This window comes from Massilia sp. GER05 (genome assembly GCF_052056005.1).
Classification (GTDB): domain Bacteria; phylum Pseudomonadota; class Gammaproteobacteria; order Burkholderiales; family Burkholderiaceae_D; genus Telluria; species Telluria orientalis.
Genome location: NZ_CP178858.1, coordinates 280567 through 296715, shown reverse-complemented (window position 1 = coordinate 296715; position 16149 = coordinate 280567). Strand labels below are relative to the sequence as shown.

Genomic DNA, 16149 nt, shown 5'->3' with positions numbered 1-16149 from the left:
TCAATAACAAGGAAACCACTCATGAATAAAAGCGCTGATGATCGACTGAAGGAAATCAAGGCCACGATCAAGAAGACGAGCTCGTCGTACAAGGACGTCTTGCTGACACGCCTGGACACGGAGCTCGGCAAATTGTCGACGCAGGCCCGGGCGGCGCTGAGCAACAGCCTGCATATGAAAAAGGAAGCGACGAAGGAGATTCGCGACCTGATCCGGGCCATCGGCCTGCTCGAAGCCTTGTTCATCCCGGCCGACAACCGCCGTACGTTCACGCAGATCGTCAACGATTACAAAGGCGATCTGTCGTTCCAGGTGCTGTCGAGCCTGAACAAACTGATCAAGAGCCTCGACCCGGCCAATCCAAGCCCGCCGGACCTGGCCCGCCACCGTCCCCTGCTCATCGGCGTGAGCATCAGCGGCGGCAACCATGCCGGCCCTGGAAGCATTGCCTGCTTTGTTCTGTGTAACAGGACGAACCGGCCGATGATCCTCGGGAACGAGCACGTGATGCGCGCCGAATTCGGGTCCACCAACACCGACAAGCCCATCATCCTGCAGCCGTCGAAAGGGAACGGCGGCAGCGTTTCCGACAAGGTCGCGACCTATGACCGCGGCATCCTCGACCACCGCATCGATGCCGCCGTCGCCTATCTGGAACCGGGCGTCCTCTTTGCGAACAGGACGCCCGAAGGCACGGCCCTGCGCCTGAGCTCCAGCGTCGTCCGCGTCGGGGACGAGGTATGGAAACGCGGTACGGCCTCGCGCGTGACGACGGGACGCATCGTCGACGTCGCCGCGAACAAGACCGTGCCGCACGCGCGTTTTGGCGGCGACATCAACTTCGCCAGCCAACTGGAAGTGAAGGTCACCGGGTTGCGCGAGGAATTCCAGATTCCGGGCGATTCCGGCTCGGCGTTGTTCAACGCCGACAACGACATCATCGGCATCATGCATGGCGGTGGGAAGGATGGCGGCGGCATCGCGACGCCGATCGATGTCGTGTTCGATCTGCTCGACGTGCGTCTGCCCTGATTCGTTCGTGCCACCTGATCTGGAGACCTGGATATGAACCTGTTAACCGTGGTCGAGAAAGTCATCGACGATTGTGCCCAGGAGTGGGAATTTCACCAATTCGTCTCGGCAGTTTACGAGGGGGAGGGCTGGGAATGGATCTTTGCACGGCGCGGCCTGAGAGGCGTCGTGACGCTCCCTGCCAACCCCACGGAGGAGGTTCAATTGTCCGGTCCCGAGGCCGAGTGGCTCGTGCACCGGCTGGTCGTGACCAAGGGATGGAGCATGCGGGACTATGACTGCAATGGTCACGCCATTTCCACGTTTGGCAACATCAACACGGGCCGGTCCTATTTCGTGCGCTTGCTGGTCAAGGAGCTGGGAAAAGGAATTGCGGCGGCGCGTTATGCCAATACCAATCCCATGCCCGGAAAATCGCTGGCTTCGCTGCATGAGACGGGAATCACGCTCACCAGCATCACGCACGGTGGTGGTTATCCGGCGTTCCGGCTGGCGGGGGATACGTCGAGAAACTGGAGCGGCCTGCAAACGGCAGAACAACGCTTCCTCGCCTACCTCGATGAGGAGAGCCATGTCCCGCCCAGCAAGCGGCTTTCGAAGCTGAATAAAATCCAGGCCGACCAGAAATTCTTTACCCTCGACGTCGACTCGGGCGGTTCGTGCCTGCTCGGGGTAATGGTCGCGGATATCGCGAACGCGTTCGGCCAGATCCTGCGCGTCGTGAGCTTCACGGGCAATATGATGCGGCATAACAAGGCGTATTCGGCCCAGACGATGCGCAAGCAGGAAGGCGACCAGACACACATGGAGATTTTCCAGTTCGAGCGGCTGGGCATGCTTCTGCGCCAGATCCTTGTCGCGGATACGGTCAGCTCGATCGACGTCGCCATTCTCGGCCTGAAAACGAACAAGGTGGTGTCGGAGAACGCGATGTGCGATGCATGCCAGGGCGCGCAGGCGACCAATCTCGACAACGTCCTGCAGGGCCGGACCGACAAGATAAAACTGGACGTCAGTTTCCTGTCCATCGCGTGAGAGAAAGCATATGCCCAACCAGGTGTCCATGGGTGCGATGATGACCTGCACGTTCGGTGCCGCACCGTCGTCGCTCGTCGTCCTGCCGAAGAACAAGGTGCTCGCGGAGGGCCCGCCCGCCGCCAACATCATGGACCACATCCCGCTCGTGAACATCATGCCGTTCGGGGTGTGCAACTCGCCGGCCAATCCGACGGTGGCCGCCGCCACCGCCGCGGCGCTGGGCGTGCTCACGCCCATGCCGTGCGTGCCGGCGACGTCCGCGCCGTGGGTGCCCGGCGCGCCCACGGTCCTCATCGCCAACATGCCGGCGCTCGACAACGTCTCCAAGTGCATGTGCAACTGGGGCGGCGTGATCGGCTTCACGAATGCCGGCACCGTCAAGACCATGATTCCTTAACCTAGCCTTTGTCAGCGCAATGCCTCTCCTGCCTACCCAAGCCAATCGTGAAGTCGCCGTCAGCAGTGTCCTCGGCGGCGACGTGCTGCTGTTCAAGAGCATGCAATGCAGCGAGGCGCTGGGACGCCTGTCGGAATTCCGCATCGAGCTGGCGTCCAGGCGCGGCGACATCGGGATCGCCGACGTCCTGGGCACCGGCATGACGGTGAGCGTCGACCTGCCGCAGGGCGGCAAGCGGCACTTCCACGGCATCGTCACGCGCTTTGCCTACCAGGGCTGGCGCGACGGTTTGCCGTCCTACCTCGCCATCGTGCGTCCGGCCCTGTGGCTGCTGACGCGCAGCACCAATTGCCGCATCTTCCAGGGCCTGGACGCAATCGCGATCGTCAAGAACGTCATCGAGGAATACGGTGCGATCGCGCTGGACGAGAGCCGGGTGACCATGACGCCGGCGTCGCGCGAATACTGCGTCCAGTACCGCGAGTCCGACTTCGACTTCGTCTGCCGCCTGCTGGAGGAAGAGGGCATCTACTTCTACTTCACGCATGCGGACGGCGAGCACACGATCGTGCTGGCCGACGGCTACGGTGCGCACGATACGGTGAGCGGCTACGACACCATCCCGTTCTGCGACGAGGAGATGACGTCCAACGCACTGGGAGAGGCGGTAACGCGCTTGCATCCGGGCGGCGAGATCCAGCCGAGCATGATGGTGCTGGACGATTTCGATTTCGAGAAGGCGTCGTCGAGCCTCAGCGGCGGCCTGGTGGCCAAGGCCAGCGTGCCCGCGCCGTTCGGGCAGAAGAGCTACGAACACTACGATTATCCCGGCCGCTACAACGTCACCGCGACCGGCGACGGCTTCGCCCGCGCGCGCATGGAGGCATTGCACGGGCAGGGCGAACGGATCGAGGCCGCCGCGAGCGCGCGCGGCGTGACGACGGGCGCGCTGTTCTCGCTGTCCGGCCATCCGCGCGACGACCAGAACCGCACGTTCCTGGTGACGTCGGCCGAGACGTCGATCACCGGCGTCGACTATCGCTCCAACGGGGGCGGCAACGGCGTCAGGTTCGAATGCAGTTTCGTGGCGATCGGCAAGGAACACAGCTACCGTCCACCGCCGACGGCGCGCAAGCCCATCGTGCAGGGGCCGCAGACGGCGATGGTGGTCGGCAAGGCGAACGAGGAGATCTGGACCGACAAGTACGGCCGCATCAAGGTGCAGTTCCACTGGGACCGCGACGGCAAGTCGGACGAGACCAGCTCGTGCTGGGTGCGCGTGCAGCAGGGCTGGGCCGGCAAGGGCTGGGGCATGATGTTCGTGCCGCGCGTCGGCATGGAAGTCGTCGTCAGCTTCCTCGAGGGCGACCCGGACCGGCCGCTCGTGACGGGCTGCGTCTACAACAGCGACAGCATGCCGCCGTACACGCTGCCGGCCGACCAGACGAAATCGACGATCAAGTCCAACACGTCGAAGGGCGGCAACGGCTTCAACGAGATCCGCTTCGAGGACAAGAAGGACAGCGAAGAGATCTTCGTGCAGGCCGAGAAGGATTTCAACCGCGTCGTGAAGAACAACGACACGCTGAAGGTCGGCTTCGAGAAGACGGACAAGGGCGACCAGACCATCGAGATCGCCAACGACCAGAGCCTCGACGTGGGCAACGACCGCAAGGTGCACGTCAAGAACGACCAGACCGTCGCCATCGACAACAACCTGTCCACGACGGTCAAGAACGACGAGACGCGCAAGGTCGACAACAACCAGAGCGTCAAGGTCGGCAACAAGATCGTCATCGAGGCGAATACGTCGATCGAGCTGAAGGTCGGCGGCAGCAGCATCAAGATCGAGGCGGCCAAGATCACGATCAAGGCGCCGGAGATCGCCGTGCAGTCGGATGCGAACACGGAAATCAAGGCGGGTGCGATGATGCAGGTGAAGTCGGGTGCCGTGATGACCATCGAAGGCGCGCTCGTGAAGATCAATTGAGGCTGCCATGCGATTCCGGTTTCTTTTTGCCTGCCTGATGCTCGTCGCCACCGCCCTGCGGGCCGCGGAGCCGCGCGCCGTGCTGACCCTGGCCGAGCAGCCGGTGCGCCTGATCCGCGGCGCGGCCGTGTACAAGGCCGGCAGCGGCGTCGCGGTGCAGAAGGACGACATCCTCGAGACGGAGGCCGCCGGCGCGCAGGTCGAGGCGGGCGCGGACGCGATCGTCGCGCTGGGCCCGCAGAGCCGCGTGCTCGTCGCGAGCATGGCGGCGGACGGCGACTCGCCTGTCGAGCTGGAACTGCTGCAGGGCTGGGCCAAGGTGTATGCGAAAGGCCGCCGCGCCGTGGTCGTCACGCCCGCGTTGCAGGTGACCGTGCCGACCGGTTCCACGATCGTGCATGCAGGCGGCGGCCTGGAGGCCGTGTTCGCGGAAGAGGGCGAGCAGCAGGTTTCCAGGGCCGGCACGGTACTGAAACTCGCCGTCGAACAATACGCGGGCATCGACGCCGACAAGCGGCAACTGGTGACGAGCCGCCCGCCGCGCGCCTTCGTGAGCGCAATGCCGCTGGCCTTCCGCGACCACCTGGCGCGCGTACCCGGCGTCAAGAATGCCGGCAAGGTGGCCCCCGTGAAGGAACGCGACGCCGCGTATGCCGATGTCGACGACTGGCTGGCGTCGACGCTGCCGGCGCGCAGGCGCTTCGTGGCGCGGTTCAAGCCGCGCCTGCTTGATCCGGACTTCCGCAAGCAGCTCGACCGCGCGCTCGGCCAGGGCCCGGACTGGAAGCCGGTGCTGCACCCGGCCCGGCGTTCGGACAATGGATTGTTCTGACGCCGCGCCACCAGGAATTCAATCAGGAGAACACAACATGAAACTTTCGATCGCCGCCAAATTCAACCTGGTGTTCGTGTCGATCTTCGCCGTCGGCTTCCTCGCCGCCGGCGTCGTCGCGGACCGCCTGCTCAAGGAGAGCGCGCGCGAGGAAACCGTGCAGAACGCCCGCCTGCTGCTGGAAGCGGCCAAGAGCGTGCGCGGCTACACCGCGAGCCAGATCCAGCCGCTGCTGAAGAACCAGATGAAGTTCGAGTTCCACCCGCAGTCGGTGCCGTCGTATTCCGCCGTCGAAAACCTGAACGTGATCCTGAAGTCGTACCCGGACTTCTCGTACAAGGAAGCGACGCTGAACCCGACCAATTTGCGCGACAAGGCGTCGGATTGGGAAGTGGACGTGGTGCAGACGCTGCGCAACAAGCCGGACATGAAGGAATTCGTCGGCGAACGCGATACCGCGACGGGCCGCAGCCTGTACATCGCGCGCCCGCTGCAGATCAAGGATCCGGTCTGCCTGGGCTGCCACACGACGGCCGCCGAAGCGCCGAAGACCATGGTCGACATCTACGGCCCGAACAACGGCTTCGGCTGGAAGCTGAACGAAGTGGTGGGCGCGCAGGTGATCTCGGTGCCGATGGCCGTGCCGCTGGCGCGCGCCAACTCGATTTTCAAGACGTTCATGGCGTCGCTGTTCGGCGTGTTCGTCGCCGTCTTCATCGCGCTCAACGTGATGGTGCACCTGTTCGTCACGCGCCGCATCAAGCGCCTGGCGACGGTCGCGGACGACGTCAGCATGGGCAAGTTCGAGGCGGACGAATTCGACGTCAAGGGCAATGACGAGATCAGCGGCCTGGGTCGCTCGTTCAACCGCATGCGTACGAGCCTGAACAGCGCGCTGAAGATGCTGGAAGAGTAAGCAGGACAAAGTCAATGGCAACAATCGACAGGATAGGCAAGTACCGCATCGACGGCGTGCTGGGCAGCGGCGCCATGGGTGTGGTCTACAAGGCGTACGACGCCGACATCGCGCGCACGGTCGCGCTCAAGACGATCAGGCACGAGCTGCTGGACGGCCTGCAGGACGGCCTGCACGAACAGGACATCGTCGCCCGCTTCCGCAACGAAGCGCAGGCGTCGGGGCGCCTCGTGCACCCGAACATCGTCGCCGTGTACGACTTCGGCGCGTACGCCGACACGACGTACATCGCGATGGAATATGTGGACGGCACGCCGCTCAATGCGTTCCTCGTCAAGGACGTGCCGATGGACCTCGCGGCCAGCATCACCTGCATCACGCAGCTGCTGCGCGCGCTCGACTACGCGCATGCGCGCGGCGTCGTCCACCGCGACATCAAGCCCGCCAACATCCTCATCACGGGCGACGCTCAGGTCAAGATCACTGACTTCGGCATCGCCAAGATCGAGTCGTCGACCCTGACGCAAGTGGGTGCCGTGATCGGCACGCCCAGCTACATGTCGCCCGAACAGTTCAAGGGCGAGACCGTCGACGGCCGCTCCGACCTGTTCGCCGTCGGCATCGTGCTGTACCAGATGCTGACGGGCGTGCGGCCGTTCAGCGGGCCGGCGTCGACCGTCATGCACCAGATCATCCACGAGATGCCGCCGCGCCCGAGCGAGCGCCAGCCGTCGCTGAATCCCGCGTTCGACGCGGTGCTCGGGAAGGCGATGGCCAAGCGCATCGAAGACCGCTACCCGAACGCGCAGGCTTTCCTGGACGCGCTGAACGCCGCGTACATGCAGCAAACGGGCGGCGTGCCGCTCACCGACGAGGACAACGAGCGCACCGTGCTCGCGTTCCAGCGCCCGGCCGCGCCCGAGCCGGCGCGGCCCGCGCATCCCACCGGCGCGTCGCAGAGCATGCCGGCGACGGGCAGCGCCTCCAGCCTGACCAGCGCGCCGGAGTGGCTGCACGGCCTGGCCCCGGACCTGCAGACGGCGCTGTCGACGCAGATCGGCCCCGTCGCGAAACTGGTGCTCAAGAACGCGGCGCGCGATGCCGCCGACCTGGACGATTTGTGCAACCGCCTGCTGCCGCACATCGGTTCCGATGCGGGCCGCACGCAGTTCCGGGACAGCGTCCGCGAGATCAAGAAGAAGCACGGCCTGTCCACGCTGGCCACGATGAGCGGCCGCAGCCAGGCCGGTGCGCCGAAGACGCAACTGACGCAGATGACGGGCATGCCGACGCTGCTGCAACTGAGCCCCGAGCAGATGGAGGCGGCGCAGATGAAGCTGGCCGTGTACGTGGGCCCGATCGCGAAAGTGCTGGTCAAGCGCGCGTCCAGGATGACGGGCAATGCCGACGAGTTCTATCGGCTGCTGGCCGAAAACCTGCCGGACCCGCAGGAACGGGCACGCTTTTTGAAGGATGTGGGGCGGAGTTGAGTCACCATGCAACTGTATAATCGATCGATTCCTTCAGGACCCCAATGCCCATCACTCTGAGCGTCTACATGTACCGCAACGCGGCGCCGGCCCAGGCGCTGACGCGGCGCTTCGACCAGCTGGGCGGCGCCATCGGCCGCGCGCCCGGCAACGACCTGGTGCTCGACGATCCCGGCAAGTACATCTCGCGCCTGCATGCGCGCGTCGAATACCGCGACGAGGGCTTCTGGCTCGTCGACGTCGGCAGCAACCCGAGCCTCGTCAACGACCGCCCCGTCGGCACCGGCCGCTCCGTGCAGCTGGAAGACGGCGACCGCGTCACCATCGGCGACTATCAATTGCTGGTCAGTGTGGAGAGCGAGGCGACGGCGTTCATGCCGGCCGCAGCGCCTGCACCTTTGCCCGCGTCGCCGCTGCAGGTTGCGCCACCGCCACCGCCGGTCACGCCCGACCTGCCGATGAATCCGGACGATTCGCTGGCGAATGCCGGCATCCTGGACGTGGGCGGCGATCCGCTGAACCCGAGCTTCGATCCGCTCGGCCTGAATCTGTTCGGCAGTCCGGCGCCAGCCGCCGCGCCCGCGCCCAGCGTGCCGGCCTGGCGCGGTGCCGAGAGCGATCACGTGCCGCCGGAGCAGTTGCCGTTTGCGGCGCCGCCTGCGCCCGCGCCTGTGCCGAGCTTTGCGGCGCCCCAGCCGCGGGCCGCAGCGGCGATCGCGATCCCGGACGATTACGATCCGCTGGCTGACTTCCTGCCGCCGCGTGTGCAGGCAGCACCGGCGCCGGTGTCCGCGCCGGCACCGCTGCGGGTCGAACAGGCCGAAGCGACCGCGTTCGCACCGAGCGCGCCGCCCGTGACGGCACCGCCCGTGATGCCCGCGCCGCCGCCACCGCCGCCCGTGCCGGCTGCACCCCGTGCTCCGGGTGCCACGGCCGCGGACGACCCGGTGATCCAGGCCCTGATGCGCGGCCTGGGTCTCTCCGAACTGAACACGAAACGCAGCGCCGAGGAGATCGCGGAACTGGCCGGCGCCATGCTGCGCGAAGCGACGGCCGGCACGATGGGCGTGCTGATGGGCCGTGCCATGACCAAGCGCGAGAGCCGCCTGGACATGACGATGATCTCGGCCGCCGCCAACAATCCGCTGAAATTCTTCCCGGACGCGGACAGCGCGCTGACGCAGATGATCAACGGGACGATGCCGGGCTATATGCAGCCGGCGCGCGCGTTCGCCAACGCGTTCGACGACCTGAAGGCGCACGAGCTGGCGATCATGGCCGGCATGCGCGCGGCGCTGGAAGGCGTGCTCGCCCGCTTCGACCCGGCCGCCATCGAGGCGCGGCTGCAGGTGCCGACCGTGATGGACAAGATGCTCGCGGCGAACCGCAAGGCCAAGATGTGGGACCGATTGGTCGAGCTGTACACGCAAATGGCCGTTGAGGCGGACAGCGATTTCCATCGCCTGTTCGGCGAAGCGTTCGGCAAGGCCTACGAGGAACAGGTCGCGCGGCTGCGCCAGGCGCGCCGCTGACCTCCCATCAACCGATACTCCAACCACTGCCAACGAATGTCCTGGAATAGTAAAGTCATCTGGTCGGAGGGCATGCTGCTGCAGCCCCAGCACCTGCAACAGCACGACCGCTACCTGCACAGCGTGATCGAACAACGCGTCGCGGGCGTGCGCGCCTACGCGTGGGGTTTCACGAAGTTGGTCATCGACGAACAACTGCTCGCCCAGGGCAAGCTCGCGCTGCTGGCGGCGAGCGCCGTACTCCCGGACGGCACCACGCTGAACCTGCCGCAGGACGACGCGCTGCCCGAGCCGCTCGACATCCCCGACGATGCGCGCGACGCGCTGATCGTGCTGGCGCTGCCGCTGCGCCGCATGGGCATCGCGGAGACCGGCGACGATCCGGGCCCCGACAACTTCGCGCGCCACCGCCCCGTCGACTACGAGGCGATGGACAGCAATGGCCTGGACAACAGCGCGCTGATGCAGGTGGGCAGCCTGCGCCTGCGCGTCGCGCTGGAGAAGGATGTCGTCAACGCGTACACGACCCTCGGCATCGCGCGCGTGATCGAGCGCCGGCCGGACAACCGCGTCGTGCTCGATCCCGCGTACTGCCCGCCGTGCCTGGACTTCCGCGTCGCGCCGCGCCTGTCGGCCTTTGCCGATGAATTGGTCGGCCTGCTGGGCCAGCGTGCGCAGGCGCTGGCCGGACGCTTGAGCCAGCCCGGCGTCGCCGGCGCCGCCGAGATCGCGGACTTCCTGATGCTGCAGCTCCTGAACCGCAGCCTGCCGCTGTTCGGCCACCTGGCCGGCATGACGGGCCTGCATCCGGAGCGGCTGTATGCGGAACTGGCCCAGCTGGCCGGCGAACTGTCGACGTTCAGCCGGCCGGACAAGCGCGCCGCCACGTATCCCGTGTACCGTCACGACCGGCTGAACGAAAGCTTCGCGCCGCTGATCGAGGACGTGCGCGCGGCGCTGTCGCTCGTCGTCGACCCGCGCGCCGTCGCGCTCGCGCTGGAAGAGCGCCAGTTCGGCATCCGCGTCGCCGTCGTGCCGGACAAGGAATTGCTGCGCACCGCGACGTTCGTGCTCGCGGTGAACGCGCACATGCCGCCGGAAGCCGTGCGCAGCGGCTTCCCGGCCATGGTCAAGATCGGGTCGATCGAAAAGATCCGCGACCTGGTCAACCTGCAGCTGCCGGGCATCGCCCTGCGCGCGCTGCCCGTGGCGCCGCGCCAGCTGCCGTTCCACGCCGGCTACACGTATTTTGAACTCGACAAGGCGGGCGAGCACTGGACCCAGCTGCAGAACTCCGTCGGCTTCGCGATGCACATCCCGAACGAGTACCCGGGCCTGCAGATGGAGTTCTGGGCCATCCGCAAATAAGCAAATGAGCAGGAGGACCGCTTGAGCGATCCAACGAACCCCATGCAGGACCCCGACCGCACCGTGCTGGTGCCCGCACCCGGCGGGCGCCGCACGGCCCCCAGCCAGCCGCCGGCTGCCGAGCCGCCGCGTCCCCAATCCGCCGGCGCACCGGCGCAACTGCACGGCGTGGGCCTGAATCCGCTCGTGCGCGCCGCGAATCCGCTGCTCGACCTCGTGCCGCCGCTGCGCCGCATGGCGTCGCATCCGGACGTGGAAGCGCTGCGCATGCAGCTGATCCAGGCGATCAAGACGTTCGAGACCAGCGCCAAGGCCGCGCACGTGAACCACGACCAGATCGCGGCCGCGCGTTACTCGCTGTGCACCCTGCTGGACGAGACCATCTCGTCGACGCCGTGGGGCGGTGGCGGCGTGTGGGCCAGCCGCAGCCTGCTCGTCGCGTTCCACAACGAGGCGTTCGGCGGCGAGAAGTTCTTCCTGATCCTGCAGAAGCTGTCGCAGGCGCCGAAGGACAACGTCGATGCGCTGGAGCTGATGTATCTGTGCCTCGCGCTTGGCCTGGAAGGGCGCTACCGCGTCATCGACAACGGCCGCAGCCAGCTGGACGCGCTGCGCGAACGCCTGCAGCAGCTGATCGCGCAGCAGAAGACGCCGGTCGAAACCGAGCTGTCGCCGCACTGGAAAGGCGCCACCGGCAAGGGCGAGCCGCTGTGGCGCATGGTCCCCGTCTGGATCATGGCCGCCGGCGCCGCGGTCATCCTGATCCTGCTGCAGCTGTTCCTCGGCCATCGCCTGGGCAATGCGTCCGATCCGGTGTTCGCGAACCTGCTGTCGCTGAAGACCGCGCCGCCGCCGGTCGCGACGCCTGCCGCTCCGGCACCGGCCGTGCCGCGCCTGGCCGGCTTCCTTGCACCGGAAATCGCGCAAGGCCTCGTCACCGTCGTCGACAGCGCCGACCGCTCGGTCGTCACCCTGCGCGGCGACGGCGTGTTCGCATCGGGCAGCGGCGACGTCTCCGGGGCATACCTCGGCCTGCTGGGCCGCATCGGCGACGCGCTGAAGACCGTGCCCGGCAAGGTGATCGTCGTGGGCCACACGGACAATACGAAACCCGGCCTGTCGGCGCGCTTCCCGTCCAATTACGAACTCTCGAAGGCCCGCGCGACCGCCGTGCGCGACCTGCTGGCCGAACGCGCCGGCCCGGAAGCGCGCTACAGCGTGGAGGGCCGCGGCGACTCCGAACCGCTCGCGTCGAACGACACGCCGGCCGGCCGCTCGCGCAACCGCCGCGTGGAGATCGTCCTGCTGACGCCTGCCACCGCACCTTGAGACCCACACGACAACCGCAATGAAAAAGTTCTTCACCTGGCTGATCAAGCCCGCCGTGCTGGCCTTCCTGGGCGCGCTGCTGCTCGCGCTGGTCATCTGGTTCGAGTTACCGTTGGTGTCCTACGACGGCCATTATCCGTTCGCATCGGAGACGGTGCGCTGGACGTTCATCCTCATCGTCTTCGCGCTGTGGGCCGGCTGGCTGGGCTGGCGCTGGTTCAAGGCGTGGCGCGCCAACCGCGAACTGATGAAGAGCGTGGCCGGCGAGGATGCGAAATCCGCGCCCGCACCCGAGGAAGGCGCCGCCGAAGTGGCGCAGCTGAACAAGCGCATGCAGGACGCCATCGCGATCCTGAAGAAGGCGAAGACGGGCGGCAAGGGCGGCCTGTACCAGCTGCCGTGGTACATGTTCATCGGCGCGCCGGGCAGCGGCAAGACGACGGCGCTGACGCAGTCCGGCCTGAAATTCCCGCTCGCCGACGCGCTGGGCAAAGGCGGCGTCAAAGGCGTGGGCGGCACGCGCAACTGCGACTGGTGGTTCACGGACGACGCCGTGCTGCTCGATACGGCCGGCCGCTACACGACGCAGGACAGCAACGCCGGCGCCGACAAGGCCGCATGGACGGGCTTCCTGCAACTGCTGAAAAAATACCGCCGCCGCCGTCCCATCAACGGCGTGATCGTTACCGTGCCCCTACGCGACCTGCTGCAGGACACGGAAGCAGAAGGTCGAGCAAATGCGCAAGCGATCCGCGACCGCCTGAAGGAACTGCATGATCAATTGGGCGTGCGCTTTCCGGTCTACGTGCTCGTGACGAAGTGCGACCTGCTGGGCGGCTTCGTCGAATTCTTCGATGCGCTGGGCCGCGAGGAACGCGCGCAGGTGTGGGGCATGACGTTCCCGCTGCAGGACGGCATGGATGGCGACGCCGCGCTTGCCGCGTTCCCCGCCGAATTCGAACAGCTGGAACAGCGCCTGCAGGAACGCGTGCTGGCGCGCATGCAGCAGGAGCGCGATCCGCACAAGCGCGCGCTCGTCTACAGCTTCCCGCAGCAGTTCGCCGGCATCGAGGACGTGTTGAAACGCTTCCTGGACGACGTGTTCGCATCGAACCGCTACGAACGCCAGGCGCTGCTGCGCGGCGTGTACTTCAGCAGCGGCACGCAGGAAGGCAGCCCGCTGGACCGCGTGATGAGTGCGATGGCCGCGTCCTTCGGCCTGGAGAGACAAGCGCTGGCGCCGAACGCCGCCAGCGGCCGCAGCTACTTCATCACGAACCTGCTGCAGCAGGTGATTTTCCCCGAGGCCGAACTGGCCGGCGTGAACCACGCGCTGGAGAAGCGCCGGCGCGTGATCCAGTGGGGCGCGGTTGCGGCAATCGCCGTCGCCTTCGTACTGCTGGGGGCCGGCATGATCACGAGCTATGTGCGCAACCGCGCGTACGTCGCCGACATGGAAGCGAAATCGGCGGACATCGCCAAGCAGGTGGCGGCATTGCCCGCGCAGGGATCGACGGTGCAACTGCTGCCCGTGCTGGACGCCTTGCGCACGCTGCCGGGCGGCTACGACGACCGCGACAAGGGCGCGCCGCTGTTGAACCGCTTCGGCCTGTACCAGGGCGACAAGCTGGGCGAGGCCGCGCGCATCGCCTACCGCAAGGTGCTGCAGGACACGCTGCTGCCGCGCCTGCAGCAGCGCATGGAAGACCAGCTGCGCAGGAGCGCGGCCAACAGTCCCGAGTACCTGTACGAAGTGCTGCGCGTCTATCTGATGCTGGGCGACGCGAGCCACTTCGACGCCGAATCCGTCGCCGCGTGGGCCGCGCTGGACGATGCGCGCAACCTGAAGGACGCGAACGACGATCAAAAAGCAGCGCTGGCCGCGCACGAGCTGGCGCTGATGGAAAACTTCCGCGACGGCCAGGCGATGCCGCGGCTGGATCCGCAACTGATCAGCGATACGCGATTGACGCTGGCGCGCATGCCGCTCGAACAGCGCGTCTACAACCGCCTGAAGCGCCAGCTGATGCGCGAGAAGCTGCCGGAATTCAGCCCCGCCAGCGCGGGCGGACGCGAGGCCGCGAACGTCTTCGTCCGCAAGAGCGGAGAGCCGATCACGCGCGGCGTGAACGGCATGTACTCGCCCGCCGGCTACGCGCGATTCCTCGAGATGAGCAACGAAGCCGTCGACGACGTCGAGAAGGAACGCTGGGTGCTCGCGCAGCAGGAAGCGACGCAGGCCGGCAACCGCGACCAGGTCCGCCAGGCCGTGCTGCGCCTGTACTACGACGACTACATCGCGCAATGGGATGCGCTGCTGGCCGACGTGAGCCTGCGTCCGTTCGGCACGCTGGAGCAGGGCGCGCGCATCACCAATTTGCTGTCCGGCGCGGAGTCGCCGATGCGTAAATTCCTCGTCGCGGCCAGCAAGGAGACGACGCTGGGCGGCACGAAGGCACCCATGGCCGCATCGGTCACGGCCGCCGTCAGGGGCAAGCTGGACGCCTACAAGAAGAAGCTGGAAAGCGCGATGGCCAGCACGGACGATGCCGCGCCCGCCGCACCGGTGAAGGCCGCGAATCCGGTCGACGCGCACTTCGAAGACCTGCACAAGATGACGACGGGGACGCCGTCGCCGCTGGACCAGTCGCTGGGCATGCTGAAGGACGTCGCCGTCTACCTGGACAGCGCCGCCGCCGCCAAGCGCACGGGCGCACCGCCGCCGCCGGGCGACGCGCTCGCGAAAGTGAAGCTGGAAGCGGACGGCAAGCCGGCCCCGCTGGGAACGATGCTGAAGTCGATCGACAACGGCGGCGCGGGCCTCACGTCCGGCAGCGAACGCGAACGCCTGAACGCCTTGTGGACCGCGGGCCCGGCGCAGTTCTGCCGCCAGGCCGTCGCGGGTCGCTACCCGATCGTGAAGTCCGCCGCGCAGGACGTCACCGCCGACGACTTCGGCCGCATGTTCGCGCCGGGTGGCCTGATCGACGACTTCTTCGCGAAGAACCTCGCGCAATACGTCGACATGGGCGGCGCCCAATGGCGCTGGCGCGCGACCGCGAACGACGGCACGCTCGGCATCCCGCAATCCACGCTCGACGAATTCCAGCGCGCGGCAAAAATCCGCGACGCGTTCTTCGCGAACGGCGGCCGCCAGGCCTCGATGCGCTTCGACCTGAAGCCGGTGGCGCTCGACCCGGCCATCACGAAGTTCGTGCTCGACATCGACGGCCAGGCGCTGACCGCGGCGCCGGGCGCGCTGGCGCCGGCATCGTTCCAGCTGCCGAGCGGGAAGGGCAGCGGGCAGGTACGTCTCGACGTCACGCCCGCGAGCGCGCATGGCTCGCTTCACACGGAAGGCCCGTGGGCGTGGTTCCGCATGCTCGACAAGGCGACGGTCGAACCGACGGCGCAGGGCGAGCGCTACAAGGTCACGTTCGATGCCGATGGCCGCAAGGCCGCGCTGGAACTGACCGCGAGCAGCGTCGTCAACCCGTTCCGCCGCGCCGTGCTGGAACAGTTCCGCTGCGTGGACAAGCTGTGACCGGGTACTTCGGCAAGGTCTCCACGCTCGGTGACTTCGTGTCGCGCGGGTTGCCGGACGGGCTGGTGGGGGCCTGGGATGCGTGGCTGCAGCAGTGCATTCACGCGAGCCAGCAGCAGCTTGGGGATCAGTGGCTCAATCACTATCTCACCAGTCCGGTATGGCGGTTTGCGATTGCGCCCGGGGTACTTGGGCCGGAAGGATTGGGCGGCGTGATGATGCCGAGCGTGGATCGCGTCGGGCGCTACTTTCCGCTGATGATCGGTGCTGTCGGTGCGCTGCCGTTGCTGGACTGGTTTCACAAGCATGTGGCGTGGTATGACGCGATCGAGGAGTTGGCGCGGGCGTCGCTGGACCCGGCGTTTGGGCTGGCGCAGTTCGATGGCATGCCGGAGCCTGGGGTGGCGAAGGATGCGCAGCCTGTGCCGGTGAATGGCACATGGCGTTTTGCGCTGGACGAGAACGTGGGCGAGCGTATCGCCGCGGCGGCGTTGCAAGGCCATAGCCTGTGGTGGACGGCGGGTTCGCCGGGCGTTGAACCGACGATGCTCACGTGTGCCGGGATGCCGCGAGCGCAAGGATTTGCAGCGATGTTGGACGGTACCCGGCATTGAACCGTTGAGTGGTTCCCTTGAGGCGCCCCAACTGCCGCCAAGGGTGGACGCGCAAAATTATCAAACC

The 16149-nt window shown here is 66.7% G+C and carries 12 protein-coding genes; all 12 read left to right on the top strand.

Annotation, left to right across the window (positions count from 1 at the left end):
- Window positions 1-21 precede the first annotated feature (21 nt).
- Genes ACL58G_RS01305 through tagF form a run of 12 tightly spaced genes read left to right on the top strand, consistent with a single transcriptional unit; the run spans window position 22 to window position 16082 of the window.
- On the top strand, window positions 22-1032 hold the full coding sequence (locus ACL58G_RS01305) for a hypothetical protein (protein ID WP_413386264.1): 1011 nt from the start codon (window positions 22-24) through the stop codon (window positions 1030-1032).
- Between the two features lie 33 nt (window positions 1033-1065).
- Window positions 1066-2067 (top strand): hypothetical protein, encoded by a 1002-nt coding sequence (locus ACL58G_RS01300; RefSeq protein WP_440964737.1) that lies wholly within the window; start codon window positions 1066-1068, stop codon window positions 2065-2067.
- Between the two features lie 10 nt (window positions 2068-2077).
- Window positions 2078-2467, top strand: a complete 390-nt coding sequence (locus tag ACL58G_RS01295) for a DUF4280 domain-containing protein (protein ID WP_056126754.1) — start codon at window positions 2078-2080, stop codon at window positions 2465-2467.
- Window positions 2468-2486: 19 nt separating this feature from the next.
- Window positions 2487-4457, top strand: coding sequence for a type VI secretion system Vgr family protein (locus ACL58G_RS01290; RefSeq protein ID WP_440964735.1), 1971 nt, complete (start codon window positions 2487-2489; stop codon window positions 4455-4457).
- 7 nt (window positions 4458-4464) lie between these two features.
- Window positions 4465-5289, top strand: coding sequence for a hypothetical protein (locus ACL58G_RS01285; RefSeq protein ID WP_440964734.1), 825 nt, complete (start codon window positions 4465-4467; stop codon window positions 5287-5289).
- Between the two features lie 37 nt (window positions 5290-5326).
- Complete coding sequence (locus tag ACL58G_RS01280) at window positions 5327-6205, top strand: c-type heme family protein (protein ID WP_413338463.1); 879 nt, start codon at window positions 5327-5329, stop codon at window positions 6203-6205.
- Between the two features lie 14 nt (window positions 6206-6219).
- On the top strand, window positions 6220-7695 hold the full coding sequence (locus ACL58G_RS01275) for a serine/threonine-protein kinase (RefSeq protein ID WP_440964732.1): 1476 nt from the start codon (window positions 6220-6222) through the stop codon (window positions 7693-7695).
- Between the two features lie 44 nt (window positions 7696-7739).
- On the top strand, window positions 7740-9227 hold the full coding sequence (tagH, locus tag ACL58G_RS01270) for a type VI secretion system-associated FHA domain protein TagH (RefSeq protein WP_440964730.1): 1488 nt from the start codon (window positions 7740-7742) through the stop codon (window positions 9225-9227).
- A gap of 36 nt (window positions 9228-9263) precedes the next feature.
- Entirely contained in the window at window positions 9264-10595 is a 1332-nt protein-coding gene (gene tssK, locus ACL58G_RS01265) for a type VI secretion system baseplate subunit TssK (RefSeq protein ID WP_413386271.1), read from the top strand.
- Between the two features lie 21 nt (window positions 10596-10616).
- Window positions 10617-11924, top strand: coding sequence for a DotU family type VI secretion system protein (locus ACL58G_RS01260; RefSeq protein ID WP_413386272.1), 1308 nt, complete (start codon window positions 10617-10619; stop codon window positions 11922-11924).
- Window positions 11925-11943: 19 nt separating this feature from the next.
- Window positions 11944-15468, top strand: a complete 3525-nt coding sequence (tssM, locus tag ACL58G_RS01255; protein ID WP_413386273.1) for a type VI secretion system membrane subunit TssM — start codon at window positions 11944-11946, stop codon at window positions 15466-15468.
- Window positions 15465-16082 carry a type VI secretion system-associated protein TagF gene (gene tagF, locus ACL58G_RS01250; RefSeq protein WP_440964727.1) on the top strand — a complete coding sequence of 206 codons (618 nt, stop codon included), beginning with the start codon at window positions 15465-15467 and terminating at the stop codon, window positions 16080-16082. Before tssM ends, tagF begins: the two co-directional genes overlap by 4 nt.
- Window positions 16083-16149: the final 67 nt, after the last annotated feature.

Excerpts from the sequence above, each read along its gene's own strand:
- ACL58G_RS01295 (WP_056126754.1), top strand. The coding sequence starts at position 2,078 with ATGCCCAACCAGGTGTCCATGGGTGCGATGATGACCTGCACGTTCGGT.
- ACL58G_RS01305 (WP_413386264.1), top strand. The coding sequence starts at position 22 with ATGAATAAAAGCGCTGATGATCGACTGAAGGAAATCAAGGCCACGATC.
- tssK (WP_413386271.1), top strand. The coding sequence starts at position 9,264 with ATGTCCTGGAATAGTAAAGTCATCTGGTCGGAGGGCATGCTGCTGCAG.
- ACL58G_RS01300 (WP_440964737.1), top strand. The coding sequence starts at position 1,066 with ATGAACCTGTTAACCGTGGTCGAGAAAGTCATCGACGATTGTGCCCAG.
- ACL58G_RS01275 (WP_440964732.1), top strand. The coding sequence starts at position 6,220 with ATGGCAACAATCGACAGGATAGGCAAGTACCGCATCGACGGCGTGCTG.
- ACL58G_RS01285 (WP_440964734.1), top strand. The coding sequence starts at position 4,465 with ATGCGATTCCGGTTTCTTTTTGCCTGCCTGATGCTCGTCGCCACCGCC.
- tagH (WP_440964730.1), top strand. The coding sequence starts at position 7,740 with ATGCCCATCACTCTGAGCGTCTACATGTACCGCAACGCGGCGCCGGCC.
- ACL58G_RS01280 (WP_413338463.1), top strand. The coding sequence starts at position 5,327 with ATGAAACTTTCGATCGCCGCCAAATTCAACCTGGTGTTCGTGTCGATC.
- tssM (WP_413386273.1), top strand. The coding sequence starts at position 11,944 with ATGAAAAAGTTCTTCACCTGGCTGATCAAGCCCGCCGTGCTGGCCTTC.
- ACL58G_RS01290 (WP_440964735.1), top strand. The coding sequence starts at position 2,487 with ATGCCTCTCCTGCCTACCCAAGCCAATCGTGAAGTCGCCGTCAGCAGT.